This window comes from Actinoplanes siamensis (assembly GCF_016862395.1).
Lineage (GTDB): Bacteria > Actinomycetota > Actinomycetes > Mycobacteriales > Micromonosporaceae > Actinoplanes > Actinoplanes siamensis.
In genome coordinates, this window is record NZ_BOMW01000036.1 from 29,559 (window position 1) to 54,697 (window position 25,139).

Annotated in this window: 21 protein-coding genes; 12 read left to right on the forward strand and 9 right to left on the reverse strand. The window is 71.5% G+C overall.

Annotated features, from left to right (window positions below):
• The first annotated feature begins 23 nt into the window (after positions 1-23).
• Complete coding sequence (locus Asi03nite_RS19840; protein WP_203681952.1) at positions 24-1,040, forward strand: ABC transporter ATP-binding protein; 1,017 nt, start codon at positions 24-26, stop codon at positions 1,038-1,040.
• The gene (locus tag Asi03nite_RS19845; RefSeq protein WP_203681801.1) at positions 1,033-2,040 is read left to right on the forward strand and encodes an ABC transporter ATP-binding protein; all 1,008 of its coding nucleotides are present in this window, start codon (positions 1,033-1,035) and stop codon (positions 2,038-2,040) included. The genes Asi03nite_RS19840 and Asi03nite_RS19845 overlap by 8 nt, the downstream gene beginning before the upstream one ends.
• A 202-nt stretch (positions 2,041-2,242) precedes the next feature.
• Here Asi03nite_RS19845 and Asi03nite_RS19850 read toward each other — a convergent pair whose 3' ends face one another.
• Together Asi03nite_RS19850 and Asi03nite_RS19855 are read right to left on the reverse strand one after the other, a co-directional pair.
• Complete coding sequence (locus tag Asi03nite_RS19850; protein ID WP_203681954.1) at positions 2,243-2,554, reverse strand: chorismate mutase; 312 nt, start codon at positions 2,552-2,554, stop codon at positions 2,243-2,245.
• A gap of 731 nt (positions 2,555-3,285) precedes the next feature.
• The gene (locus tag Asi03nite_RS19855) at positions 3,286-5,118 is read right to left on the reverse strand and encodes a bifunctional metallophosphatase/5'-nucleotidase (protein WP_203681803.1); all 1,833 of its coding nucleotides are present in this window, start codon (positions 5,116-5,118) and stop codon (positions 3,286-3,288) included.
• Positions 5,119-5,288: 170 nt separating this feature from the next.
• Here Asi03nite_RS19855 and pcrA point away from each other — a divergent pair, with 170 nt between their 5' ends.
• Positions 5,289-7,688: a DNA helicase PcrA gene (gene pcrA / locus Asi03nite_RS19860; RefSeq protein WP_203681805.1), complete on the forward strand. Its 2,400-nt coding sequence runs from the start codon at positions 5,289-5,291 to the stop codon at positions 7,686-7,688.
• An 11-nt stretch (positions 7,689-7,699) separates the two neighbouring features.
• Here pcrA and Asi03nite_RS19865 read toward each other — a convergent pair whose 3' ends face one another.
• Together Asi03nite_RS19865 and Asi03nite_RS19870 are read right to left on the reverse strand one after the other, a co-directional pair.
• Complete coding sequence (locus tag Asi03nite_RS19865; protein WP_203681808.1) at positions 7,700-8,614, reverse strand: M23 family metallopeptidase; 915 nt, start codon at positions 8,612-8,614, stop codon at positions 7,700-7,702.
• 112 nt (positions 8,615-8,726) lie between these two features.
• Positions 8,727-9,488 carry a M23 family metallopeptidase gene (locus Asi03nite_RS19870; RefSeq protein ID WP_203681809.1) on the reverse strand — a complete coding sequence of 254 codons (762 nt, stop codon included), beginning with the start codon at positions 9,486-9,488 and terminating at the stop codon, positions 8,727-8,729.
• Between the two features lie 380 nt (positions 9,489-9,868).
• On the opposite strand from Asi03nite_RS19870, the gene icmB reads away from it, so the two are divergent.
• The 8 genes from icmB to Asi03nite_RS19910 all read left to right on the forward strand — a co-directional run bounded on the left by icmB (position 9,869) and on the right by Asi03nite_RS19910 (position 19,000).
• A complete protein-coding gene (gene icmB, locus Asi03nite_RS19875; RefSeq protein ID WP_203681956.1) occupies positions 9,869-10,273 on the forward strand; it encodes a coenzyme B12-dependent isobutyryl CoA mutase small subunit in 405 nt (134 codons plus the stop codon).
• Positions 10,274-10,925: 652 nt separating this feature from the next.
• A complete protein-coding gene (gene sucC / locus Asi03nite_RS19880) occupies positions 10,926-12,104 on the forward strand; it encodes an ADP-forming succinate--CoA ligase subunit beta (RefSeq protein WP_203681811.1) in 1,179 nt (392 codons plus the stop codon).
• Positions 12,105-12,108: 4 nt separating this feature from the next.
• Positions 12,109-12,990 carry a succinate--CoA ligase subunit alpha gene (gene sucD, locus Asi03nite_RS19885; RefSeq protein ID WP_203681813.1) on the forward strand — a complete coding sequence of 294 codons (882 nt, stop codon included), beginning with the start codon at positions 12,109-12,111 and terminating at the stop codon, positions 12,988-12,990.
• Positions 12,991-13,103: 113 nt separating this feature from the next.
• Entirely contained in the window at positions 13,104-14,522 is a 1,419-nt protein-coding gene (locus Asi03nite_RS19890) for a cell division protein PerM (protein ID WP_203681815.1), read from the forward strand.
• Between the two features lie 45 nt (positions 14,523-14,567).
• Positions 14,568-15,185, forward strand: a complete 618-nt coding sequence (gene purN / locus Asi03nite_RS19895; protein WP_203681816.1) for a phosphoribosylglycinamide formyltransferase — start codon at positions 14,568-14,570, stop codon at positions 15,183-15,185.
• Positions 15,182-16,744 carry a bifunctional phosphoribosylaminoimidazolecarboxamide formyltransferase/IMP cyclohydrolase gene (gene purH, locus Asi03nite_RS19900; protein ID WP_203681817.1) on the forward strand — a complete coding sequence of 521 codons (1,563 nt, stop codon included), beginning with the start codon at positions 15,182-15,184 and terminating at the stop codon, positions 16,742-16,744. The genes purN and purH overlap by 4 nt, the downstream gene beginning before the upstream one ends.
• 133 nt (positions 16,745-16,877) lie before the next feature.
• Positions 16,878-17,468 carry a pentapeptide repeat-containing protein gene (locus Asi03nite_RS19905; protein WP_203681818.1) on the forward strand — a complete coding sequence of 197 codons (591 nt, stop codon included), beginning with the start codon at positions 16,878-16,880 and terminating at the stop codon, positions 17,466-17,468.
• A gap of 317 nt (positions 17,469-17,785) precedes the next feature.
• Positions 17,786-19,000, forward strand: coding sequence for an NADP-dependent isocitrate dehydrogenase (locus tag Asi03nite_RS19910; protein WP_203681819.1), 1,215 nt, complete (start codon positions 17,786-17,788; stop codon positions 18,998-19,000).
• A gap of 209 nt (positions 19,001-19,209) precedes the next feature.
• On the opposite strand, the gene galT is transcribed toward Asi03nite_RS19910, so the two are convergent.
• The 4 genes from galT to Asi03nite_RS19930 all read right to left on the reverse strand — a co-directional run bounded on the left by galT (position 19,210) and on the right by Asi03nite_RS19930 (position 23,011).
• Entirely contained in the window at positions 19,210-20,304 is a 1,095-nt protein-coding gene (gene galT, locus Asi03nite_RS19915; RefSeq protein ID WP_203681820.1) for a galactose-1-phosphate uridylyltransferase, read from the reverse strand.
• On the reverse strand, positions 20,301-21,077 hold the full coding sequence (locus Asi03nite_RS19920; RefSeq protein WP_203681822.1) for a DeoR/GlpR family DNA-binding transcription regulator: 777 nt from the start codon (positions 21,075-21,077) through the stop codon (positions 20,301-20,303). The genes galT and Asi03nite_RS19920 overlap by 4 nt, the downstream gene beginning before the upstream one ends.
• Positions 21,078-21,167: 90 nt before the next feature.
• Complete coding sequence (locus tag Asi03nite_RS19925) at positions 21,168-22,082, reverse strand: glycosyltransferase family A protein (RefSeq protein ID WP_203681824.1); 915 nt, start codon at positions 22,080-22,082, stop codon at positions 21,168-21,170.
• Positions 22,079-23,011, reverse strand: a complete 933-nt coding sequence (locus tag Asi03nite_RS19930; protein WP_203681826.1) for a sulfotransferase — start codon at positions 23,009-23,011, stop codon at positions 22,079-22,081. Before Asi03nite_RS19930 ends, Asi03nite_RS19925 begins: the two co-directional genes overlap by 4 nt.
• Before the next feature lie 62 nt (positions 23,012-23,073).
• On the opposite strand from Asi03nite_RS19930, the gene Asi03nite_RS37950 reads away from it, so the two are divergent.
• Positions 23,074-24,213, forward strand: coding sequence for a WecB/TagA/CpsF family glycosyltransferase (locus Asi03nite_RS37950; RefSeq protein ID WP_239102794.1), 1,140 nt, complete (start codon positions 23,074-23,076; stop codon positions 24,211-24,213).
• A 323-nt stretch (positions 24,214-24,536) separates the two neighbouring features.
• Here Asi03nite_RS37950 and Asi03nite_RS19945 read toward each other — a convergent pair whose 3' ends face one another.
• Complete coding sequence (locus tag Asi03nite_RS19945; protein WP_203681828.1) at positions 24,537-25,079, reverse strand: DUF4262 domain-containing protein; 543 nt, start codon at positions 25,077-25,079, stop codon at positions 24,537-24,539.
• Positions 25,080-25,139 lie beyond the last annotated feature (60 nt).

The window sequence follows — 25,139 nt, forward strand, 5'->3', positions numbered from 1 at the left end:
CTGTGACTGATATCAAGGCGCAGATGGACGTCCTACCCGGCGTCGACGCGCGCGCTCCCCTGCTCGAAGTCAACGATCTGCACGTCGAGTTCCGCACCGGGTACGGTGTGGCCAAAGCCGTCAACGGCGCCAACTTCTGGCTCTCCCCGGGCGAGACGCTGGCGATCCTCGGTGAGTCCGGCTGCGGCAAGTCGGTGACCGCGCAGGCGATCATGGGCATCCTCGACACCCCGCCCGGCTACGTGACGCAGGGTCAGATCCGCTACCGCGGTGTCGACCTGCTGAAGCTGCCGGAGGACCAGCGGCGCAAGGTCCGGGCCAACAAGATCGCGATGATCTTCCAGGACGCGCTCTCCGCGCTGAACCCGGTCTACACGGTCGGTTTCCAGCTCGGCGAGCTGTTCCGCAAACACCGCGGAATGTCCCGTGCGGACGCCAGGAAGCGGGCGATCGACCTGCTCGACCAGGTCAAGATCCCGGCCGCCAAGGTCCGGGTCAACGACTACCCGCACCAGTTCTCGGGCGGCATGCGGCAGCGCGTCATGATCGCGATGGCGCTGGCGCTCGACCCCGAGGTGCTGATCGCCGACGAGCCCACCACGGCGCTCGACGTCACCGTGCAGGCGCAGATCATGGGCCTGCTCGCGGACCTGCAGCGGCAGCGCAACATGGGGCTGATCCTGATCACGCACGACATGGGGGTGGTCGCCGACGTGGCCGACCGGATCTCCGTGATGTACGCCGGCAAGGTCGTCGAGGAGGCGCCGGTCTACGACATCTACGCGCGCCCGGCCCACCCGTACACCCGCGCTCTTCTCGAGTCGATCCCCCGGCTCGACATGAAGGGCCAGCAGCTCAGCGTCATCCGCGGCCTGCCGCCGGCGCTGACCGACATCCCGAAGGGCTGTGCCTTCAACCCGCGCTGCGCCTACGCGCGGGACGCGTGCCGCCAGGACCCGCCGCCCCCGGCGTACCAGGTCTCGGTCCAGCCGCACCGCACGGCCCGCTGCCACTTCTTCCGGGAGGTTCTCGGTGAGTGACGTCGTCCTCGAGACCAAGGGTCTGGTCAAGCACTTCCCGATCACCCAGGGCATCGTCTTCAAGAGCAAGGTCGGCGCGGTCCGGGCGGTCGACGGTGTCGACATCCAGCTGCGGCGCGGTGAGACGCTCGGCGTCGTCGGCGAGTCCGGCTGCGGCAAGTCCACGCTGGCCAAGCTGCTGGTCGGCCTGGAGACGCCGACCGCCGGCTCGATCAACGTGCGCGGCGAGGACATGGTCAAGCTGAAGGGCGCGGCCCTGCGCCGGGCCCGCCGCAACATCCAGATGGTGCTGCAGGACCCGTACACCTCGCTGAACCCGCGCATGACGGTCGGTGACATCATCGGCGAACCGTTCGAGATCCACCCCGAGGTGGTCCCGAAGGGCGGCCGTCAGCGCGCGGTGCAGGATCTGCTGGACACGGTCGGCCTCAACCCCGACCACATCAACCGCTACCCGCACCAGTTCTCCGGCGGCCAGCGCCAGCGCATCGGCATCGCCCGCGCGCTCGCGCTCAAGCCCGAGATCATCGTCTGCGACGAGCCGGTGTCGGCGCTCGACGTGTCCATCCAGGCCCAGGTGATCAATCTGCTGGAACGCCTGCAGGACGAGTTCGGCCTGTCGTACATCTTCATCGCGCACGACCTCTCGGTCGTGCGGCACATCTCGGACCGGGTCGCCGTCATGTACCTCGGCAAGGTCATCGAGACGGGTCACGACCAGGCGATCTACGAGCAGCCGACGCACCCGTACACGCAGGCGCTGCTCTCCGCCGTTCCGGTCCCGGACCCGCGCCTGCGCGGGCTCCGCGACCAGATCGTCCTGGAGGGCGACGTCCCGTCGCCGGCCAACCCGCCGTCGGGGTGCCGCTTCCGCACCCGGTGCTGGAAGGCTCAGGAGGCCTGCGCCCAGCAGGAGCCGCTGCTGCAGATCCGCGAGCGTTCCCCGCACCCGAGCGCGTGCCACTTCGCGGAGATCCGCGACGTGGTGCGCGGTCGCTGACCCACGCACAGCGAAGGCCGGGCCGGTTCATTCCGGTCCGGCCTTCGCCGTCCCGTACCCGAAACAGCAGGCTCGAAGCCGCCCCGGCCATCCACGCCCCCGCGTGCCGAGCGACCTCTGGTGGCCGGCTCACGCTCTCCGGCCGGCGCTGGGGCGTGCGTCCGGCGGGTGGAGGCCGCTTCTGGTGGCTGGGGTGACGGCGCTACAGGGGGCCGCGGCCGGAGCGGAGGAGGAGCAGGGCCACCTGGGTGCCGTCGGGGCCGAGGGCCGCGCGGAAACGGTCGACGATCTCGCGTTCGCGGGCCAGGACCAGGCGGGTGCCGCCGGAGGCCATGCGGGTCTTGCCCACTGCCTGGGAGAGGCGGGACCGTTCCTGCCAGAGGTCGATGATGGCCTGGTCGATCTCGTCGATCCGCTCCCGCATGGCGCGGATCTCGCCGGCCGCCAAGGGCTTGGCCGCGCCGGTGTACTCGTCCGCCGCGCTGCCGGCCGGGCTTCCCGCGGCGGAGGCCATGCCGGTCGCCTGGCCGGAGCCGGCGGCGAGGATCGCCCCGGCGGCCGGGCCGACGCCGGTGACCTGGCCTGTTCCGGCCGCCGAATCGCCGGTGACGGCCGGGTCAGCCGTGGTGTCCGGGCCTGAGCTGGCCGGTTGGCCCGCGCTGGGGAGCGGCCTTCCGCTCGTCGGTCGGGTTGCGCCGGGGAGCGGGCTTCCGCCGGCCGGTTCGCTCGCGCCGGGTGTCTGGCGGGCGGCGGGCGCCTGGGCGGTGCTGTGCCGGGCGGGCTGGGCGGTGGGGGAGTCGGCGTCGGTGGACTGGGCCATCACGTCGGCGGTCATGTCGTGCTCCTCGGGTGCTCATCGCCCCGGACAGGCGGGCCCGGGAAGCAACAAGCCCCGGGCTGTGGAAGCCCGGGGCTTGTTGTAGGTCTGTCGTTCAAGGGCGACCTACGGCTGCCGGACTTCGGTGCCGTAGTAAAAAAATCGCGCCTGCTGGATCACGCAGCCGAGTATGCCTCTCGCCTGGACCGGGCCGCAAGGAAACCGCCCGAACGATGGGACGCGATTGTGGTGGGGCGGTGCTCAGGGCGTACGGCCGAGTGTTTTGCCTGGTCCTACCGGGGGACCGGAAAGCGGGAGGATAACGCCCGCCCGGACCGCCAGCGGCCCCGGCAAAGGATCGGAAGCGGTCAGGCGGCGCGCCGCAAGGCGTGGCGGCCCGGCCGGGAGGTGGCCGGGCCGCCGCCCGGTCAGGGGATCGTGGTGATGCGGTCGGCGCGGCCCGGCTGGATGGTGCCGGTGCCGAGGTAGGCGGTCAGGGCGTCGATGTCGAAGCCCGGCGCGGTGACCCGTCCCGTGCCCTGGGCCAGGGCGCTGAAGCCGTCGCCGCCGTTGGCCAGGAAGTCGTTGGTGGTGACCAGGTAGTTCGCGGCGGGGTCGATCGGCGTGCCGTTCAGCGACAGGGCGGTGATCCGGGAGCCGGGCGCGGCCGACGCGCTCCAGGTGTAGGTCAGGCCCGTGGAAACCTGGAGGATCTTGGTGGAGGTCTGGCCGCCGTAGCCGGCGAACTGCTGCTCCAGCACGTTCTTGAGCTGGGCGCCGGTGAGGGTCTGGGTGACCACCAGGTTGTTGAACGGCTGGACGGTGAACGCCTCGCCGTAGGTGACCTGCCCGTAGGCCTCGCCGCCGGAGGACTGGTCGGCGTCCAGGTCGGCGCGGATGCCGCCCGGGTTCATCAGGGCCAGCTGGGCGCCGGCGGACCTGGTGTAGGCCAGCTGGGCGTCCGCGATCACGTCGCCGAGCGGGCTCTCGCCGGATGCGGCGGGGGTCCGCGCGATGTCCCCGGAGATGCTGCCGACCAGCCGGTTCGCGATCGGGGCGACGGCGGTGCGGTACTTGTCGGCCACCTTCTTCGCGGCCTGGTCGACGGTGTCCGGGTTCTTCAAAAAGACGCCGGCGGCGTCCTTCTTCCAGCCGCCGTTGCCGTCCGGGACCCCGTTCTCGACGATCACGTTCTTCGCGGTGATCTCGGTGAACCGGCCGGTGCGCTTGTCCAGCGAGTAATCGATGTCGGTCACCAGCTGGCCGTTGGTGCCGGCGCTGGTGACCACCGTCGGCTGTCCCGTCCGGTCCGGCAGCGTGCACGAGTAGAACCGGTGCGTGTGCCCGGACACCACGAGGCCGATCTCCGGGTTCAGGCCCTTGACGATGTCGACGACCGGGCCGGAGAAGTTCACGCAGTCCGAGACGCCGGGGGTGGGCGTGGCCGCGCCCTGCGAGCCGCCCTCGTGCAGCAGCAGCACCTGCGCCTTGACCCCGAGCCGCCGGAGGATGTCGCTCCACTTGTTCGCGGTCACGATCTCGTCGGTGAAGTGCACGTTCCTGATGCCGGCCGGGTTCACGATGCCGGCCGTGCCCTCCAGGGTCAGGCCGATGAAGCCGACCGGCACGCCCTTGACGTACTTGATCTCGACGGGCGGCAGGACCGGCCGCCCGGTCTTGTTGTCGATGGTGTTGGCCGCGAGGTAGCTGAACCGGGCACCCCGGAAGCCGTCGCCGTCCTGGCAGCCGTCGACCGGGTGACAGCCGCCGCGCTGCAGGCGGATCAGCTCGTCCACGCCCTCGTCGAACTCGTGGTTGCCGACCGAGCTGACCTGCAGGCCGATGGTGTTCATCAGCTCGATCGTCGGCTCGTCGTGGAAGGCGGCGCTGACCAGCGGCGACGCGCCGATCAGGTCGCCGGCGCCGGCGGTGATGGTGTTCCGGCCAGCCCTGTCCGCCTCGGCGCGCAGCCTCTTCAGGTAGGTCGCCAGGTACTCGACGCCGCCGGCCGGGGTGCTCGTGCCGCCGGCGTTGACCACGGCGCCGCTGCCGACCGGCGGGTCGATGGCGCCGTGGAAGTCGTTGTAGCTCAGTATCTGGCCCGTGACCACCGGGGCGCCGTGCGGCGCGCCGTAGGAGGCGGTGACCGGGGCGAATTCGGCGGCTGCCGCGGGCGGGGCGGCGGGCAGCGCGGAAAGGGTGCCGGCGACGGCCAGCGCGACGGCTGGCAGGCCGATGCGCCGCCGGAGCGGAGAGGTCATGATCTTCGATCCCCGAATCTGGTGTGGATGATCAGGCAACGAGATCAGACTCGCCGATCGGCCGGTCCGGCGCCAGCACTTCGAGGTGACAAGTGCATTGCCGGGCGCCGATGTCCACGCCGCCACGGTGCGATGTCGTGTCGGAGGGCCGGCATACACTGGCTCCCGCGATGCGACCTTCTTCAGAACCTTCCGACAACGCCCTGTTCGCGCTCCCCACGGCCGCGCCGCCGCCGGTTCGCCCGGTCGCGCCCCGGCCGTCGCGCGGGACCGACCCCGAGTCGCTGCTCGAGGGGCTGAACGGCCCGCAGCGGGACGCCGTGACGCATGCCGGCGGGCCGCTGCTGATCGTGGCCGGAGCAGGCTCGGGCAAGACCCGGGTGCTGACCCACCGGATCGCGTATCTGCTGGCCGCGCGGGACGTGCACCCGGGCGAGATCATCGCGATCACGTTCACCAACAAGGCGGCCGGCGAGATGAAGGAGCGGGTGGCCCAGCTGGTCGGCCCGCGCGCCCGGCTGATGTGGGTGTCGACGTTCCACTCCGCCTGTGTCCGGATCCTGCGGGCCGAGCACGAGCACGCCGGGCTGAAAAGCACGTTCTCCATCTACGACGCTGACGACTCGCGCCGGCTGATGCAGCTGGTCGCCCGCGAGCTGGATCTGGACCCGAAGCGGTACACCGCGCGGGGCCTGGCCGCCCAGGTGTCGAACCTGAAGAACGAGCTGGTCGACCCGGAAGAGTTCAAGCAGCGGGCGAAGGGGCCGAACGAGCGGGCCGTCGCCGAGGCGTACGAGCTGTACCAACGCCGCCTGCGCGAGGCGCACGCGCTGGACTTCGACGACATCATCATGGCGACGGTGCACCTGTTCCAGTCGCATCCGCTGGTCGCCGAGGCCTACCGCCGGCGGTTCCGGCACGTGCTGGTCGACGAGTACCAGGACACCAACCACGCGCAGTACACGCTGATCCGGGAGCTGGTGGGCACCGAGGATCCGTCCGAACTGTGCGTGGTCGGCGACGCCGACCAGTCGATCTACGCGTTCCGCGGCGCGACGATCCGCAACATCCTGGAGTTCGAGCGCGACTACCCGGCCGCGCGCACGATCCTGCTGGAGCAGAACTACCGCTCCACCCAGACCATCCTCACCGCGGCCAACGCGGTGATCGACAGGAACACCTCGCGCAAGCCCAAGCGGCTCTGGAGCGACCAGGGCGCCGGTGAGCAGATCGTCGGATATGTCGCCGACACCGAGCACGCCGAGGCGGACTGGGTGGCCCGGGAGATCGACCGGCTCGCCGACCGGCACCAGGTGCGGCCCGGTGACGTGGCCGTCTTCTACCGCACCAACAACCAGTCCCGGGTGTTCGAGGAGGTGTTCATCCGCGTCGGCCTGCCCTACAAGGTGGTCGGCGGGGTGCGCTTCTACGAGCGCAAGGAGGTGCGCGACGCGCTGGCCTACCTGCGCGCGATCGTGAACGAGGACGACACGGTCAGCGTCCGCCGCGTGCTGAACACGCCGAAACGCGGGATCGGGGACCGCGCCGAAGCCTGCGTCGAGGCGCTCGCCAACCGGGACCGGATCTCGTTCGGCCAAGCGCTGCGGAACGCGCGGAACGCGCCAGGCATCTCCACCCGCGCGGCGAACAGCATCGCCGACTTCGTGCGGCTCCTCGACGACCTGCGGGAGCTGTCGCTGACCGCACCGCCGGAGGAGGTGCTGGAGGGGGTGCTGCAGCGTTCCGGCCTGCTCAGCGAGCTGGAGGAGAGTCTCGACCCGCAGGACCAGGGCCGGGTGGAGAACCTGCAGGAGCTGGTCAGCGTCGCCCGGGAGTACACCGAGCGGGTCGAGTCCCAGGAGGACGAGACGGCCACCCTGGCCGGGTTCCTGGAGCAGGTGGCGCTGGTCGCGGACGCCGACCAGATCCCCTCCGACGACCCGGAGCACCAGGGCGTGGTCACGCTGATGACCCTGCACACCGCGAAGGGCCTGGAGTTCCCGGTGGTGTTCCTGACCGGCTTGGAGGACGGCGTCTTCCCGCACATGCGGGCCATGTCGGACAACGCCGAGCTGGAAGAGGAGCGCCGCCTGGCGTACGTGGGGATCACCCGCGCCCGGCAGCGCCTCTACCTGTCCCGGGCGGTGACCCGGTCGGCGTGGGGCCAGCCGCAGTACAACCCGCCGTCGCGGTTCACCGACGAGCTGCCGGGCGAACTGGTGCGCTGGGACCGGACCGGCGGGTCGTACACGTCGTGGTCCGGCACCGGCGGCGGGGTCGGCGGCCGCGGCGGCGGCGACCGCCAGCGGGGTGGCGGCTTCGCCGGCGGCACGCCGAAGGCGCAGCGCATCGCCGAGCGGCTGGGCATCGACGGCAGCAAGCTGGCCACCGCCAGCGAGCTCAAGCAGGCGCCGAAGGTCGAGCCCGGCGACCGGGTCAACCACCAGAGGTACGGCCTGGGCCGGGTCGTCACCGTCGAGGGTCAGGGCCCGGGGGCCCGTGCCCAGATCGACTTCGGGGATCAGGTGATGTGGCTGATCCTGCGCCACGCCCCGATCGAGAAGATCTAGGAGCCGATCTCTCAGTACGAGTCGCAGCCGGGAATGTCGATCCCACGCCGATGCATCCACGCGGTCGGCTCGACCGGGTTCTTGTAGTGCCCCTCGTGCACCTCGAAGTGCAGGTGCGGGCCGGTCGAGTGCCCTGTCGAGCCCTCGTCGCCGATCTGCTCGCCGGCTCGGACGACCTGGCCGGCGGTCACCGCGATCCGGGACATGTGGCCGTAGTGGGTGAGCCAGCCGTCGCCGTGGTCGATCAGCACGGCGTTGCCGTACCCTTCGGCCATCCCGGCCCGGACGACCACGCCGGCGCCGGCCGCGAGGATCGGGCTGCCGTCCGGCGCGGCCATGTCGACGCCGGCGTGCAGGCGGCCCCAGCGCTGGCCGAAGCAGGAGGTGACCCGGGCGGCCGGGTTCGGGTTCACCCAGGCGGCCCCGGTTCCGCCGGGCGTCACGTGACCCGGCGCGGGCGCCGCGGCAGCCACGGCCACCGGCACGGGCCGGTTCTTCCGCTTCACCGCGGCGATCCCCGGGCCGGCGTCGCCGGGCAGGAGCGACCGGGCGGCCGTCCCCGGGCCGGCGTCGCCGGGCAGGAGCGACCGGGCGGCGCTGCCCGGGCCCGCGTCGCCGGGCAGGAGCGACTGCCGGGTGTACGCCTTGCCGGGCGCCTCGTCGCCGGCCGGCGGGACGATCGGCAGGGCGGCGGAGGCGTGTGCGGCGGTGTGCCCGCCGCTGGAGGCGTGGTCCGCCGGGCCGGCGGCGGACGCGGCGGCGCCGGCCGCGCCGATGCCGGTGGCCAGGGTGGCGGTCAGCGCGGTCAGCGAGAGCGCGGAGCGGCCACGGGTGGCGAAGAGAGCTGGGAACGCCGGGGCGCGGTGCCGGCGCAGGCGCTCCTGACGGTGCCGCCCGCTGTGGTCCGCTGCCGAAGACTGCCCCACGCGAGACTCTCCTCCCGACGACCGTGATCTGTGCCGACACGGTTCTGTCGGCGCGGTCCGGGGAGCGCTGAGGGGGTGTGGGGCCGGTTCAACCGACCTGCAACCGGATGGATCAGGAAGCGGCTTCGGCGGCGGCCATGCCCGCGTACACCGACTCGATCTGGAGCTGGATGTCGACCCCGTGACCCTTGAGGAAGGTGATCGGGTCGACCGGCTTGCCGGCGACGTGGATCTCCAGGTGCAGGTGCGTGCCGTACGAGTAGCCGGTGTTCCCGATCTCGCCGACCACCTGGCCGGCCTTTACCACGTCGCCCTTCTTCACCAGCAGCCGCCGGGAGTGGGCGTAGATGACCTCGGTGCCGTCGTCCTGCCGGACGGTGATCGAGTAGCCGTAGCCGCCGTTGTAGCCGGCCGCGGTCACCGTGCCGCCGTGCACCGCCTTGTACGGCGTGCCCTCCGGGGCGGCCAGGTCGATGCCGGCGTGCAGCTTGCCGAACCGCACCCCGAACGCGGAGGTGAACTGGTAGTCGTCGACCGGCAGGACGTAGACCTCGGCGGCCGCCTGCTCCTCGGTCAGCTTCGTGCCGGCCTTGGCGGTGGCGTCCCGGTTCTCGCTGCGGGAGGCGCGGCCCGCCTCGTCCGTGCGGCTCTGCAGCGCGTCCGCGGCGACCTGACTCTGCGCCTTGTCCAGGCTCTGCAGGACGTCCGGGTTGATCGTCTTGGCGTCGGAGAGGTTCGACGCGGCGCCGAGGGCGACCACGCCGGCGCCGACGAAGGCGGAGGTGACGACTGCGGCGTAGCGGCTGCGCGGAGGAGTGGGTACGCGGCGCCGCCCGCGATAGCGATCGGGCTCAGACGACAAGCGCTGGCGCACGAAAGACCCTCCGTCGACGACATTGCGGCGGCACCCTCGAGCCCCGCGTCAAGCGGTTAACGAGTGTTGGCCGGGTTGCCGCTTGGGGGTGAACCTGTGCGACAGCCGTGGCCACGGTAACGAAACGGCCGGTCTCTCACAAGTCGCAGCGCCAATTTCGTGACAGTTCCGCGCCGGTATTGATCAGCTATTGTCCGAATTGGTTACCTTTCCACGACGACGAATGGCCAACGTTGAGTAATCGTCGATAAAACACAAAGTAATGTGACGGGCATAACCATTCCCTGGGCGTGTCCTGGTCGGACCGGCTACCCCGGGGCCCGTACGGCGGGTTACCGTTCGTTCAGGTGGACACCGAGGTCCTCGGCCAAGGAGTGGGCATGCAAGCACGGATCAGGGTCGTCGTCGCGAAGCCGGGGCTGGACGGGCACGACCGGGGAGTCAAGGTGGTGGCCCGCGCGCTGCGCGACGCCGGTATGGAGGTGATCTACACCGGGCTGCACCAGACGCCCGAGCAGATCGTCGAGACGGCGATCCAGGAGGACGCCGGCGCCATCGGCCTGTCGATCCTGTCCGGGGCGCACATGACGCTGTTCCGCAAGGTGCTGCAACTGCTCGCCGAGCGCGACGCCACGGACATCGTGGTATTCGGTGGCGGCATCATTCCGGAGGAGGACATCACCGAATTGGAATCACTCGGTGTAGCCAAGGTATTCACTCCGGGTGCGACGACCGCATCCATCATCGAATGGGTTCGCGCCAATGTCGGCGCGCAGGTCGCCTAGGGCCCGTCTCGCCGACCACGCGAGCGCAATGCGGGGTCCGGGCGGTGGCCGGCGTCGACCGGAAAGGTCGCATACCGGTGTCGTACCTGGCCTTTCCGGGTGCCGTCAGGTGCCGCCGCGGCCCCGCGCGATCCGCGGCCCGGGTTCCGGACCCGGCCGGCGGTGGACAGACAGAGGGAGAGGCCGGACGCACCCCTCACACGTCCGGCCCCTCTATGCGCGATGCCCCGCCGCCACCCCTCGACCGACAGGGCATCGGCCGCTTTCCCGTCCGCGGACCCGCTGGCAGGCCGCCGACATCACACTCAACGACGCCTTCTCCGGAGGGTTACGCGGGCTCGCGTGACTTTTTTCGGCCAGTTGCGCGGGCCGGTCACGGAGATCGACAGCGGGGCACCGGCAGGCTCCCCCGGCACACCTGTCCCTACCGTCCCGGAGCTGCGATTTCGTCCCTCTGGTGTGTGGTCTTGCACACCCTGTACCCGCGCGGGCACGAAGCCCGAATCGGTCGCTACTCTGCGGAAGAAGGCCATTTCCGATGGCCGGACGATCCTCACGCTGGCGGCGCCACTGCGACGCGCCGCGCACACAACAGGTCGGGACGCAATGGTGCGGCTTGCCGGCGCTTGGCGTCGCGAGCGAAAGGAGACACGTGGACCTGTTCGAGTATCAGGGGCGCGACCTGTTCGAACGGCACGGCCTGCCCGTGCTGGGCGGCGGTGTCGCCGAGACCCCGCAGGAGGCCCGGGCGATCGCCGAGCGGCTGGGCGGCAAGGTCGTCGTCAAGGCGCAGGTCAAGGTCGGCGGCCGGGGCAAGGCCGGCGGCGTCAAGCTGGCCGACGGCCCGGACGAGGCGCAGGCCCGCGCCGCCGACATCCTGGGCATGGACATCAAGGGCCACACGGTCCACAAGGTGATGCTGGCCGAGACGGCCGACATCAAGGAGGAGTACTACTTCTCCTACCTGCTGGACCGGGCCAACCGGACCTTCCTCTGCATCGCCAGCGTCGCCGGCGGCATGGAGATCGAGCAGGTCGCCGAGGAGCAGCCGGACCGGGTCGCCAAGATCTCGATCGACGCCAGCAAGGGCGTGGACGAGGCCAAGGCCCGCGAGATCGTCGCCGCGGCGCAGTTCCCGGCCGAGGTCGCCGACCAGGTCACCGACATCGCGGTGAAGCTCTGGCAGGCCTTCGTGGCCGAGGACGCCACGCTGGTCGAGGTCAACCCGCTGGCCAAGGTCGGCGACGGCCGGGTGCTGGCGCTGGACGCCAAGGTCACCCTGGACGAGAACGCGTCGTTCCGGCACCCCGACCACGAGGCGCTGGTCGACAAGTCCGCCGTCGACCCGATCGAGCAGGCGGCCAAGGCCAAGAACCTCAACTACGTCAAGCTCGACGGCGAGGTCGGCATCATCGGCAACGGCGCGGGCCTGGTCATGTCGACCCTCGACGTGGTGGCGTACGCGGGTGAGAAGCACGGCAACGTGAAGCCGGCGAACTTCCTCGACATCGGCGGCGGCGCGAGCGCCCAGGTGATGGCGAACGGCCTGGAGATCGTCCTCGGCGACCCGGGCGTGAAGTCGGTCTTCGTCAACGTCTTCGGCGGCATCACCGCCTGCGACGCGGTGGCCAACGGCATCATCCAGGCCCTGCAGCTGCTCGACGAGCGCGGCGAGACGGTCACCAAGCCGCTCGTGGTGCGTCTCGACGGCAACAACGCCGAGGCCGGCCGTGCCATCCTCGACGGCGCCAACAACCCGCTCGTCACGCGGGTCGACACGATGGACGGAGCGGCAGAGAAGGCCGCCGAGCTCGCGGCTGCGGGGAAGTGAACTAATGGCTATCTGGCTCACCAAGGACTCCAAGGTCATCGTCCAGGGCATCACCGGTGGTGAGGGCTCCAAGCACACCCGCCGGATGCTCGCCGCCGGCACCAACGTGGTCGGTGGCACCAACCCGCGCAAGGCCGGCACCAAGGTGGACTTCGACGGCACCGAGCTCCCGGTGTTCGCCACCGTCGCCGAGGCGATGAAGGAGACCGGCGCGGACGTATCGGTGATCTTCGTACCGCCGGCGGGCACCAAGGCCGCCGTCATCGAGGCGATCGACGCCGAGATCCCGCTCGCCGTGGTGATCACGGAGGGCGTGCCGGTGCAGGACTCGGCGTCGTTCTGGGCGTACAACGTCGCCAAGGGCGGCAAGACCCGGATCATCGGCCCGAACTGCCCGGGCATCGCGTCGCCGGGCGCCTCGAACGCCGGCATCATCCCGGCCGACATCACCCCGCAGGGCCGGATCGGCCTGGTCAGCAAGAGCGGCACGCTGACCTACCAGCTCATGTACGAGCTGCGCGACTTCGGCTTCTCCACAGCGGTGGGCATCGGCGGTGACCCGATCATCGGCACCACCCACATCGACGCGCTGAAGGCGTTCCAGGAGGACCCGGACACCGACGCGATCGTCATGATCGGTGAGATCGGTGGCGACGCCGAGGAGCGGGCCGCCGAGTTCATCAAGGCCAACGTGACCAAGCCGGTGGTCGGCTACATCGCCGGCTTCACCGCGCCGCCCGGCAAGACCATGGGCCACGCGGGCGCGATCATCTCCGGCTCGGCCGGCACCGCCGACGCGAAGAAGGCGGCGCTGGAGGCGGCCGGCGTGAAGGTCGGCAAGACGCCGAGCGAGACCGCGCGGCTGATGCGTGAGGTCATGAGCTGAAAAGCACCGAGTAACAACGGCGCGCCGTCGATCGGGGTCAGTGCGATCCGATCGGCGGCGCGCCGCCGTATCTGCATCGCCGTGAGCGCCGCGGCGTGACAAGGTAGGTCGCGATGCCCAGCACAACCGACCGTCCCGGCGGCTCGGAGGACCCGTTCGCGGTCGCCGAGGCGCTGCAGTCCGTCGTGCGGGACACCGAGGCCGTGCCGGTCGCCGGCGACCCCGAGCCGGAGACCCGGGACACCGTCGTCGTCGACGAGGAGATGCTCGGTCGCCGGGAGACGGTCCGGGTCCCCGGCCAGCGGCGGCCCCCGGAGCGGACGCGCGGCGCGCCGCTGCCGGTCGCGGTGGCCTTCGCCACCCTCTGGGCGGCGCTGCTGACCTATCTGCCGGTGGCCGCGGTGCTCGGGCTGGCCCGCACCCTGGAGGGCGCCGGCGGCCTGGCCGGGGCGGCGCACGCCGGGGCCGCGGCCTGGCTGCTCGGTCACGGGGTGCCGATCGGCACCTCGATCGGCTCGCTCGGGCTCGCGCCGCTGCTGCTCACCGTGCTGGTGCTGTGGCGGCTGCAGCGGGCCGGGCTGCACGTGACCCGGGCGATCGGGGCGCGACGTTCCGGATCGACCGGGTCGGCGCTGCTGGTGGCCCTGTGCGTCGCGGCGGCGTACGCCCTCGTCGGCGGCGTGACCGCCCAGCTGACCGACGGTCGCGGCACCGCGGTCTCCACCGCCCGCGCCGCGTCGGATTTCCTGCTCCTCGGCCTGATCGGGGCTCTGCTCGGGTCGCTGCGTGGCACCGACGCGGTGACCACGCTGGCCCGCCGGGTGCCGGTGGCGCTGCGGCACGGCGTCCGGACCGGCCTGGTCGCGGCGTTCCTGATGGTCGGGGCGGGCGCGGCGGTCGGCGGGCTCTCGGTGGCGCTCGGCGGCAGCGACGCCACGAAGATCATTTCGGCGTACCACACCGGGGTGGCCGGCCAGGCCGGCATCACCCTGATCAGCATCTCGTACGCGGCGAACGCCGCGATCTGGGCCACCGCCTACCTGCTCGGGCCGGGCTTCGCGCTGGGCGCCGGCACGATCGTCCGGATCACCGAGTTCTCGGTCGGTGACCTGCCCACCCTGCCGCTGCTGGCCGGCCTGCCGAACGGGCCGGTGGGCGGGGCCGGGACGCTGCTGCTGGCGCTTCCGGTGATCGCCGGGGCGGTGGCCGGCTGGGGCCTGACCCAGCGCCTGCGGTACGGCCGCGCGCACGCCTGGGGGCCGGGCCGCGGCTCCGGCGCGGACGGGCCGCAACCGCCCTGGTCGCTGCTGATCGGCGCGGGGCTGCTGGCCGGCCCGGTGGCCGGGTTGCTGCTGGCGGCGCTCGCCTGGTGTTCCGGCGGGCCGGTCGGGGACGGGCGGCTGGCCCAGATCGGCCCGGCGGCCGGGTCGGTCTGCGTGGTGGCGACGATCGTCGCCGCGATCTCGGTGGTCGGTGGGGCGGCCGCGGCCCGGACGCTGAGCCACCAGCGTCGCCCGAAGAGCCGGAAATAACCGGCCGATTTCGGCGCGCCCGCGCGGCCCGGATAGGGTGCTCAGGTGACTGACCCCGCGCCCGCCCGCCTGGTCGTCCTCGTCTCCGGATCGGGCAGCAACCTGCAAGCTCTCCTCGAAGCGGCAAAGGACCCGGCGTACGGCGCCGAGGTGGTCGCGGTCGGCGCGGACCGGGACGGCATCGCCGGTCTCGAGATCGCCGCCGCGGCCGGTGTCCCGACGTTCGTGGATGCGGTGAAGTCCTACCCGTCCCGGGACGACTGGGACGCCGCGCTCACCGAGCACGTCGCCGAGCACCGCCCCGACCTGGTCATCTCGGCCGGTTTCCTGAAGCTGGTCGGCAAGCAGTTCCTGGACGCGTTCGGCGACCGGTACATCAACACCCACAACGCGCTGCTGCCGTCGTTCCCCGGCATCCACGGCCCGCGCGACGCGCTGGCGTACGGCGTGAAGATCGCCGGGGCCACGCTCTTCTTCGTCGACGCCGGCGTCGACACCGGGCCGATCATCGCCCAGGTCAGCGTCCCCGTGCTCGACGACGACACGGAGGAGACGCTGACCGAGCGGATCAAGGTGGCCGAGCGGGCCCAGCTGGTCGAGTTCGTCGGCCGCCTGGTCCGCGACGGCTGGACCATCGAGAACAGGAAGGTACGGATTCCGTGAGCACCGATGAGGGGCGCCGGCCGATCAAGCGGGCGCTGCTGAGCGTGTGGGACAAGGCCGGCATCGTCGAGCTCGCCCAGGCCCTGCACGCCGCCGGGGTGGAGATCGTCTCGACCGGCTCCACCGCGGCCACCGTGGAGAAGTCCGGTGTGCCGGTGACCCGGGTGGAGGACCTGACCGGCTTCCCGGAGATCCTCAGCGACCGGGTGAAGACCCTGCACCCCAAGGTGCACGGCGGCCTCCTCGCGGACCTGCGGCTGGAGAGCCACGCGCGGGAGCTGGCCGAACACGGCATCGAGCCGTTCGACCTGCTGGTGAGCAGTCTCTACCCGTTCTCCGAGACGGTGGCCTCGGGCGCGAGCGAGGAGGAGTGCATCGCCAAGATCGACATCGGCGGGCCGGCGATGGTCCGCGCCGCGGCGAAGAACCACGCCTCGGTCGCGGTGGTCGTGTCGGCGTCCTCGTACCCGTTGATCCTGGAGGCGCTGGGGGCCGGCGGCTTCACGCTGGCCCAGCGCAAGACGCTGGCCTCGCAGGCGTTCATCAACATCGCGGAGTACGACATCGCGGTGGCGAACTGGACGGCCACGGTGCTGGCGCCCGCGGCGCAGTGGCCCGACTTCACCGGCATCGGCCTGCGGAAGCAGGACACTCTGCGGTACGGCGAGAACCCGCACCAGCAGGCCGCGCTCTACGCCGACCCGGGCGCCCCGGCCGGTCTCGCCCAGGCCGAGCAGCTCAACGGCAAGGAGATGTCCTACAACAACTACGTCGACGCCGACGCCGCCTGGCGCACGGCGAACGACTTCACCGAGCCGGCCGTGGCGATCATCAAGCACGCCAACCCGTGCGGCGTGGCGATCGGCGCGGACGTGGCCGAGGCGCACCGCAAGGCGCACGAGTGCGACCCGGTCTCCGCGTTCGGCGGCGTGATCGCGGTCAACCAGGAGGTCACGCTCGAGCTGGCCGAGCAGGTCGCGGAGATCTTCACCGAGGTGATCGTGGCGCCGTCGTACGCGCCCGCGGCGCTCGACCGGCTGCGCGAGAAGAAGAACCTGCGCGTGCTGGTCGCCCCGGCGTGGAACCCGCCGGCCGCCGAGGTCAAGCAGGTGGGCGGCGGCATGCTGGTGCAGCTCTCGGACCGGATCGACGCCGACGGCGACGACCCGGCGAACTGGACGCTGGCGACTGGCGCGGCGGCCTCCGAGGACGTCCTGCGCGACCTGGCGTTCGCGTGGCGGGCGATCCGCAGTGTGAAGAGCAACGCGATCCTGCTGGCCCGCGACGGCGCCACCGTCGGCATCGGGATGGGCCAGGTGAACCGGGTCGACTCGGCCAAGCTCTCGGTGGCCCGGGCCGGCGCCGAGCGGGCGGCCGGCAGCGTGGCGGCCTCGGACGCGTACTTCCCGTTCCCGGACGGCCTCGAGGTGCTGATCGAGGCCGGGATCAGGGCGGTGGTCCAGCCCGGCGGCTCGATCCGGGACAACCTGGTGATCGAGGCCGCGGAGAAGGCCGGCCTCACCGTCTACCTCACCGGCACCCGGCACTTCTACCACTGAGCTGACCGGCTCCGCCGCACTCCGCGGCCGACCGCCTGAGAACCGGTGAGGAGGCGGGCGATTCCGCGCCACCCGCGAGCCCCGCGGGCGTCGGGAAATCGCCTCCTCACCGGCCGCACTTTGCGAGGTAGCCATGAACCAGGTGACGGAGCGGCGATTCTCCGGTACGGACCGGGCGCTCGCCGTGGAGGAGCGGGTCCATTACCAGGACTGCGTGTTCCACGACGTGGACTGGAGCGAGTCCACCCTCACCGCGTGCACGTTCGAGCGCTGCGAGTTCGGCAATGTCAGGTTCAACGCGGCGACGTTCGAGCGCACCGCGTTCCTGCAGTCCACGCTGCGGCGGTGCGCGTTCTTCGGCGCCACGTTCGACGAGTGCAAGCTGACCGGCACGACGTTCGTGGACTGCGCGTTGCGGCCGCTCACCGTGACCGGCGGCGACTGGGGTTTCGTGTCGCTGCGCGGGCACAACCTGGCCGGCATCCGGTTCGGCGCGCTGCGGCTGCGCGAGGCGGACCTGACCGGGGCGGATCTGTCGAAGGCCGACCTGCGCGGGGCGGATCTGTCCAGCGCGCGGCTCAAGGGCGCGGTGCTCAAGGGAGCCGATCTTCGCGGAGCGGACCTGGACGGCACGCCGCTGCGCGATGTCGACGTCACCGGTGCGAAGCTGGACATCGCGCAGGCGGCGCATTTCGCCCGCGCCTACGGAGCGATCGTCGGCTGACCGCGGCGATCCCGGGCGACTGCGGCACAGGGGTCCCGCGGGATCTCGCCGGCCCGGTGGTTGTCGATCGTGGGGGCGTCCGACGTCACGACCCACCGGGAAGGTGGCGTGGCGTGTGGTTCCCAACGGCGGTGGTCGATCCGTCGTACCCTGATCGAAGTTTCCGAATTGCGAGAAATACCCAACCGAGACCATCGCCCGGGGTGCGCTGGGATGGTAGAGGCGGAGCACCGGTTCGGGGCCGCGCGGCGGGGTTCCGCGGGCGGGCAGTACGCTCGTACTGCTAAGCATGTGTTTCGGGAGAGGAGCGCCGGCCGATGGCGAAAATCAAGGTCAAGAACCCGGTCGTGGAGATCGACGGCGACGAGATGACCCGGATCATCTGGAAGCAGATCCGTGAGCAGCTGATCCTGCCCTACCTCGACGTCAACCTGGAGTACTACGACCTGGGCATCCAGCACCGGGACGAGACCGACGACCAGGTGACGATCGACTCCGCCAACGCGATCAAGCGGCACGGCGTGGGCGTCAAGTGCGCGACCATCACGCCGGACGAGGCGCGGGTCGAGGAGTTCGGCCTGAAGAAGATGTGGCGGTCGCCGAACGGCACGATCCGCAACATCCTCGGCGGCGTCGTCTTCCGTGAGCCGATCATCATGAGCAACGTTCCGCGGCTGGTGCCGGGCTGGACCAAGCCGATCATCATCGGCCGGCACGCCCACGGCGACCAGTACAAGGCGTCCGACTTCGTGGCGCCCAGCAAGGGCAAGATGACCGTCACCTTCACCCCGGAGGACGGCTCCGCCCCGATCGAGATGCACGTGGCCGACTTCCCGGCCGGCGGCGTCGGCATGGCGATGTACAACTTCGACGAGTCGATCCGTGACTTCGCGCGCGCCTCGTTCCGCTACGGCCTGGCCCGCAACTACCCGGTCTACCTCTCCACCAAGAACACCATCCTGAAGGCGTACGACGGCCGCTTCAAGGACCTGTTCGCGGAGATCTTCGAGACCGAGTTCGCGGACCAGTTCAAGGCCGCCGGCATCACCTACGAGCACCGGCTGATCGACGACATGGTCGCGGCCGCGCTCAAGTGGGAGGGTGGCTACGTCTGGGCCTGCAAGAACTACGACGGTGACGTGCAGTCCGACACCGTGGCCCAGGGCTTCGGCTCGCTCGGCCTGATGACCTCGGTGCTGATGACGCCGGACGGCCAGACCGTCGAGGCCGAGGCCGCGCACGGCACGGTCACCCGGCACTACCGGCAGTGGCAGAAGGGCGAGAAGACCTCGACCAACCCGATCGCGTCGATCTTCGCGTGGACCGGCGGCCTCAAGCACCGCGGCAAGCTGGATGGGACGCCGGAGGTCACCCAGTTCGCCGAGACGCTGGAGAAGGTCTGCATCGAGACCGTCGAGGGCGGCCGGATGACGAAGGACCTGGCGCTGCTGATCGGCAAGGACGCGCCGTGGCTGACCACTGACGAGTTCATGAACGCGCTCGACGAGAACCTGGCTCGCAAGCTCGGCTGATCTTGTGGAAAGCCCGCCGGACCGGTCCGGCGGGCTTTTCTTTTTGACGGTACGGGCGTTTTGTGTCGTAACCGCCGGGTATGCCGCTTCGTTTGTCCCAGTGGTGCGGGTGGTGGGCTTGGGTGCGCCGCTCGCCGTCCCCTTCAGCGGGGGCCTTGTCCCGGGCCCCCGCTGTCCCCTTTCCCGCTGCCCGCACCGTGCCGGACGGTTCAGAGGGCGTCGCGGAGCAGCTGAGCCGCCTTCTCCGGGACCACGTCGCTGACGAAGGCGCCCATCGCGGACTCCGAGCCGGCCAGGTACTTCAGCTTGTCGGCGGCGCGCCGGATGCTGAACAGCTGCAGGTGCAGGTAACCCAGGTCGCGGCCGTCGCCGACGACCGCCTGGTGCCAGGCCGAGATGTACGGCATCGGCTTGCCGAACAGGCCGTCGAAGCGGCGCAGCACGTCCAGGTAGAGCGGGCCGAACGCGTCCCGCTCGTCGTCGGTGAGCCCGGGCAGGTCGGCGACCCGCCGGTGCGGGGCCACGTGCACCTCGAACGGCCAGCGGGCGGCGGCCGGCACGTACGCCGTCCAGTGCTCGTTGGAGCCGATCACCCGCACCTTCGCCTCCTGCTCGGCGGCGAGCACGTCCGCGTACAGGTTGCGCCCGCCGGTCCGCTCGGCGTGCTTGCGGGCGGCCCGCAGCATCGCCGCGGTGCGCGGCGGCACCATCGGGTACGCGTAGATCTGGCCGTGCGGGTGGTGCAGCGTCACGCCGATCTCGACGCCCCGGTTCTCGAACGGGAAGACCTGGGCGACACCCGGCAGCCGTGACATCTCGGCGGTGCGGTCGGCGAGCGCGTCGATCACCGTGCGCACCCGGGACGGCGGCAGCGCGCCGAACGCGCTGTTGTGGTCGCTGGTGAAGCACACCACCTCGCACCGGCCCAGGCCGGGGCGGACCGGCACCATGTCGGTCAGCTCGGTGATCTCGCCGCCCGGCACCTCGCGGTAGCTGAACGACGGGAACTGGTTCTCGAAGACGACGACGTCGTAGTCCGGCGCGGGGATCTCGCTGGCGAACCGCGGCGTGGTGGGGCAGAGCGGGCAGGCGTCCGACGGCGGCAGGAACGTGCGGGTCTGCCGGTGCGCGGCGACCGCGATCCACTCGTCGACCAGCGGGTCGTAGCGCAGCTGGGAGGCGGGCGGGGGCGGCGGCAGCTCGCGGGTGTCCGGGTACGCCGAGCGGCCGGACTCCGGCTTCTCGTCGAAGTAGACGAGCTCGCGCCCGTCGGAGAGCTCGACGGTCGAGCGGATGGGTGTCACTGGGGGTTCACCACCACGAGTTCAGGGACGGTTTCGGAGAGCAGGGAACGCGCGGTGGTGTCCAGGCCGTCGTCAGTGATCATGACGTTGGCCCGCTCCAGCGGCACGATCGAGGAGATGCCGACGGTGCCCCACTTGGTGCTGTCGGCGAGCACCACCAGGCGCTCGGCGGCCTCGACCAGGGCGCGGTTGACGTCCGCCTCCATCAGGTTGGGCGTGGTGTAGCCGGCGCGCTCGCTCATCCCGTGCACGCCGAGGAAGAGCATGTCCAGGTGCAGTGTGCCGATCGCGGCCACGGCCACCGGGCCGACCAGCGCGTCGGACGGGGTGCGGGTGCCGCCGGTGAGCACCACGGTCTGGTCCGGCCGGCCGGCGCGGTAGAACACGTCGGCCACCGGGATCGAGTTGGTCACCACGGTCAGCGACGGCACGTCGACCAGCCGCTGGGCCAGCACCGCCGTGGTGGTGCCGGCGGAGAGCGCGATGGCGTCGCCGGGGGAGACCAGGGCGGCGGCACGGGCCGCGATCGCGGCCTTCTCGTCGCGCTGGCGCACCGACTTGGCGGCGAATCCGGGCTCGTGCGCGGAACCGGGACTGACCGTTGTCGCTCCGCCGTGTACCTTCGCCAGCAGTCCACGGTCGGCGAGCGCCTCGAGGTCGCGGCGGATCGTCATGTCGGAGACGCCGTACTCGGCGGCCAGCTCGCTGACCCGGACCCCGCCGGTGGCGCGGACCCGGTCCAGGATCGCGGCCTGTCGCTGTTGCGCGAGCATCAGCAATCCACCAACTTCGGCCGGATTTTCCGCACTAATTCGAACACACTTGAACAGTACCGTTGATCGGGTGTGCGCGAAAGAGTGACCTCAGATACCCCGACCCCGTTTGTGCAGCGCTGAAAGGACATTCTCCACCTTGACCGCGCCGGTCATCGCGGCGAGCGCGATAGCGGTGCGTGGTTCCTTCCAGTTGGCCCGGACCGCCTCCTTGCTGAACTGCCACGCCTGACTGCGGTTCCCGGTCGCGGCCGACCAGCAGGCGAGCTGCCCGTACACCCGGGCGGCGCCGGGCCGGCAACCGCTGATCTCCGGGTGGCGCTGCATCATCCAGCGCAACGAGGAGATCTTGGTGGCATACTCGTAGGCGTAGTGTGAGCTGCGCCCCCAGAGGACCTGCACCAGCGGCTCGTCCAGATGCACGATCGGCGCCCGGCGGGCCGCCCTGAGCAGTAGGTCCCAATCCTCGTTCTGGCTGCCCGGCGCGTCCTCGGCGACCAGCCCGACGGCGTCCTCGGCGAGCGCCTCCCGGCGGATCAGGAACGACGACGAGTGCAGCATCGCCATCCGGGAACGGGCCAGATCCTGCACGGTCACCCGGCTCTGCCCGGCCAGCCGGGGCGTGGTCCGCCCCTCGAACTCCACCTCGATCGCGCAGGTGGCGAACTCGGCGTCCGGCTCGGCCAGCAGGGCGGCCACCTGGCGGCGCAGCTTGTCCGGCAGCCACCGGTCGTCGTCGTCGCAGAACGCCACCAGTTCGGTGTCCAGGGCCAGGACGCCGGTGTTGCGGGCGCCGGCCAGCCCGGCGGGCCGCCAGTTGGTCAACACCAGCACCGGTACCTTGTCGGTCCGGGCCAGCGTGAAATCCGGTTCGGTCTGGTCGTAGACCACCACCACCTTGAGCTCGCCCGGATAGCGCTGCGCCCGTACCGCGGCGATCGACCGGCGGACCAGCTCGGGACGGTTCCGGGTGGGGATGACCACGCCGACCGACGGCCAGTTCATCGCGTCTCCTCGTGCTTGAGCGGGTAGCCGTAGGCGCGCAGCATCGGCCCGCACACGGCGCCGACCAGCCGGCGCTGGGCCCCCGGGAGCGCGCGGGTCCAGGCGTCGTCGCGGCGCAGCGTCAGCCGGCCGACGGTGAAGCGCATCGGGTTGCCCGCGGCGCTGTGGCCGATGCCGAGGTTGGCCTGGCCCAGGCCGAGGAAGTCCAGGTCGCCGGGCTGCAGGGGGAGCCCGGCGAAGTCGGCCAGTCCGAGCAGACCGGCCCGCGGGTCGGCCAGGAACTCCTCGTAGCGGATCCGGCGGACCGGCGTCCCGCGGCGGGCGAGCAGGTCGAACGCGGCGTTGTGCGCGTTCCAGAGCAGCGCCGAGCGGATCGGGGGGTAGCGGGTCATCTCGTCGGCGCCGTCGGTCTCCGGCCGGGCCACCCGCTTGGTCCAGGAGTACGCGACGCCGCGGGCGTCCCGGACCACGTGCGCCACCCGCAGGTCCAGGCCGCCGGCCGCGCGCAGCACGTGGGCCAGCGCCGAGTGCTTGGAGGAGTCGACCACCAGCTGCGCGCCGGAGACCTCGGCGGCGGACCGGTAGAGCCGGGCGTAGTAGGCGGCGTACTCCCGGACCTCGTCGGACGGCCGGGCGGCGCCGGCGAGTCGCGGGATGTGCCTGGTCCGCTCCACCGCGCGGCGCAGCGCCTGCACCCGGTCGACGTCGACGTTCTCCCAGCCGTCGAAGGCGCTCTTGCCCACTCGCTGCCAGAAGTCGCACCGGGAGAACCTCTCGCCGCAGCCGCAGCGCTCGTCGTCGCGCAGGTCCCGCTGCCACAGGTGGACGACCTCGCCGAGCGCGCAGACCCCGGGCAGCTCGCCGAGCAGTCTTTCGACGAGTGTAGTTCCGCTTCGCCCCAATCCACCCAGAAATAGCACTTCTGACACTTTGGTCCGCCTTCGCTCGTTTCGCTCTGGTAACGAGTGAAGCAGGCAAAAGGAGGCGTCAGGTGGTTATCGAGGCTTTCAACCGTGTGCACCTGGGCGGCACCGGTATCGACCGGATCACCGAGGACGAGGTGGTCGCGGTCGTCCGGGACGCTCTGGCGCACGGTCGCGGGGGCCGGATCATCACCCCGAACGTCGACATCCTGCGGCGCGCGTCGACCGATCCGGAGGCCCGCCGTCACCTGAACGACGCCGATCTGATCGTGGCCGACGGCATGCCGCTGATCTGGGCCAGTCGCCTGGGTGGCGAGCCCCTCCCGGAGCGGGTGGCCGGCAGCAGCCTGATCTGGACCCTCTCCGCGGGACTCGGGCGCGACAACCGCTCGATCTTCATCATCGGCGGCGCGCCGGCTTCCCGGACCATCGCTTCGGGCCGCCCGGACGCGCGCCCCCTCCCCACGGCACCCGCATCCAGAAGCACGCCGGCCGCGGATACCACGACGGAGAGGGCACCCGTCACCGAACTTTCGGCCGCGAGCGCGCCCGCCGCGCAGGGGCCCGCTGGAAGCGTGCCCGCCGCGCAGGCGTCCGCTGGAAGCGTGCCTGCCGCGCAGGCGTCCGCCGAGACGGCGCCGTCTCCCCGGGCGCGCGGCGGGAGCGCGCCGACCGGGACGGCGCCCGGAAGCGAATCCGCTGACGTTGCGGTTGCCGACACAGATCCCCGCACCGGCGAGGCGCGGGGTGGCGTGGTGACGGTGCGCGAGGCCCGCGCCTCGGGCGCGGTCCGCGCCGCGATGCGGCTCGCCACCGCGAATCCCGGCCTGCGCATCGCCGGCGCGATCAGCCCGCCGTTCGGTTTCGAGCAGGACGAGACGACGTACGCCGAGGTCTGCGCCCAAGTCGTCGAGGCCCGCCCGGACCTGGTCTTCGTCGGCCTGGGCTTCCCCAAGCAGGAGTCGGTGATCGAACGTCTCCGCCAGAACCTCCCGTCCACCTGGTTCGTCGGCTGCGGGGCGGCTGTCAACTTCGTCGCCGGCGACGTCCACCGGGCCCCGCGCTGGATGCAACGCACCGGCCTGGAGTGGGCCCACCGCCTCGGCGCCGAACCCCGCCGACTGGCCCGCCGTTACCTCCGCCACGACGCCCCCTACGCCCTCCGCCTGCTGGCCCGCGCCCCCCGCCGCCGCACCCTCCGGGGCTGACCCGCCGGCCGGCTGTGCGAGGTGTCTCGGAGGTGCTGAGGGGCCCACGAGCGCCAGCCGGCTCCGCAAGTCGCGCCGCCAGCCGTCCGTCGGCCGGGCCGCGCGTCGTGCACAGGTGGGTCCGTGCCGCGTCCGGTGGGCCGGTGTCGCGCCCGAGCGGGTTGGCGCCGGGCCTGGGGCCGGTGGCGTCCGGTGGGCCGGCGTCGCCTGGTGGTCCGGTGTCGCCTGGTGGGCTGGCGTTGCCGCCGGGGTCGGCGTCTCGTGGTGGCTCGGCGTTGCGTGTTCCGGTGGGCCGGGCGGGGGCGCTGAAGTGGGAGGGCTGGTCATGGGGTGGGGCCGCCTCGGCCGGTCCCGGTGCGGCGGCCTCGCGGGCCGGCCAAGCGGCGTGGCGCGTGGCAACGGACCAGCTCGGCCGACGGCGCGTCGATCAGCGGCTGCCGGTACTCCACCGCCGGATAGTCCTCCTGCCACGGGAACCGGTCCTCCGGGTCGGGCCAGACGAGCTGCTGCAACTGGAGCCGCTCCCGCCCGTACCGGGCCAGCGCCGCCCCCGGCCACAGGTCGGCGGTGGGCGCGCCGGTCAGCACCACCACCTCCTGGTCCACGATCAGATCGGCGACGCGCCGGCCGTGCCGGAAGCGGGCACCCTCCTCGTGGACCCGGGCGGCGACCTCGTTGAGCAACTGGTGCGCGAGGTCCGGCGGCAACCCGGCGATGATCAGCTCCGGCCGGGCGGCGGCGGTCAGGCCGACCGTGTACGCGAACGGGACGGCGTCGGCGGGATCCTCGTCGGAGGGCAGCACGTGCACCACGGCCCAGCCGAACCGCTGGATGATCTCGGTCTGGTCACGGAAGAAGTCGGACATCGTGGGACCCCCAGGAAAGTAGGCGCCCCCACTATGGAACAGGTGTACGACACTTTTCGG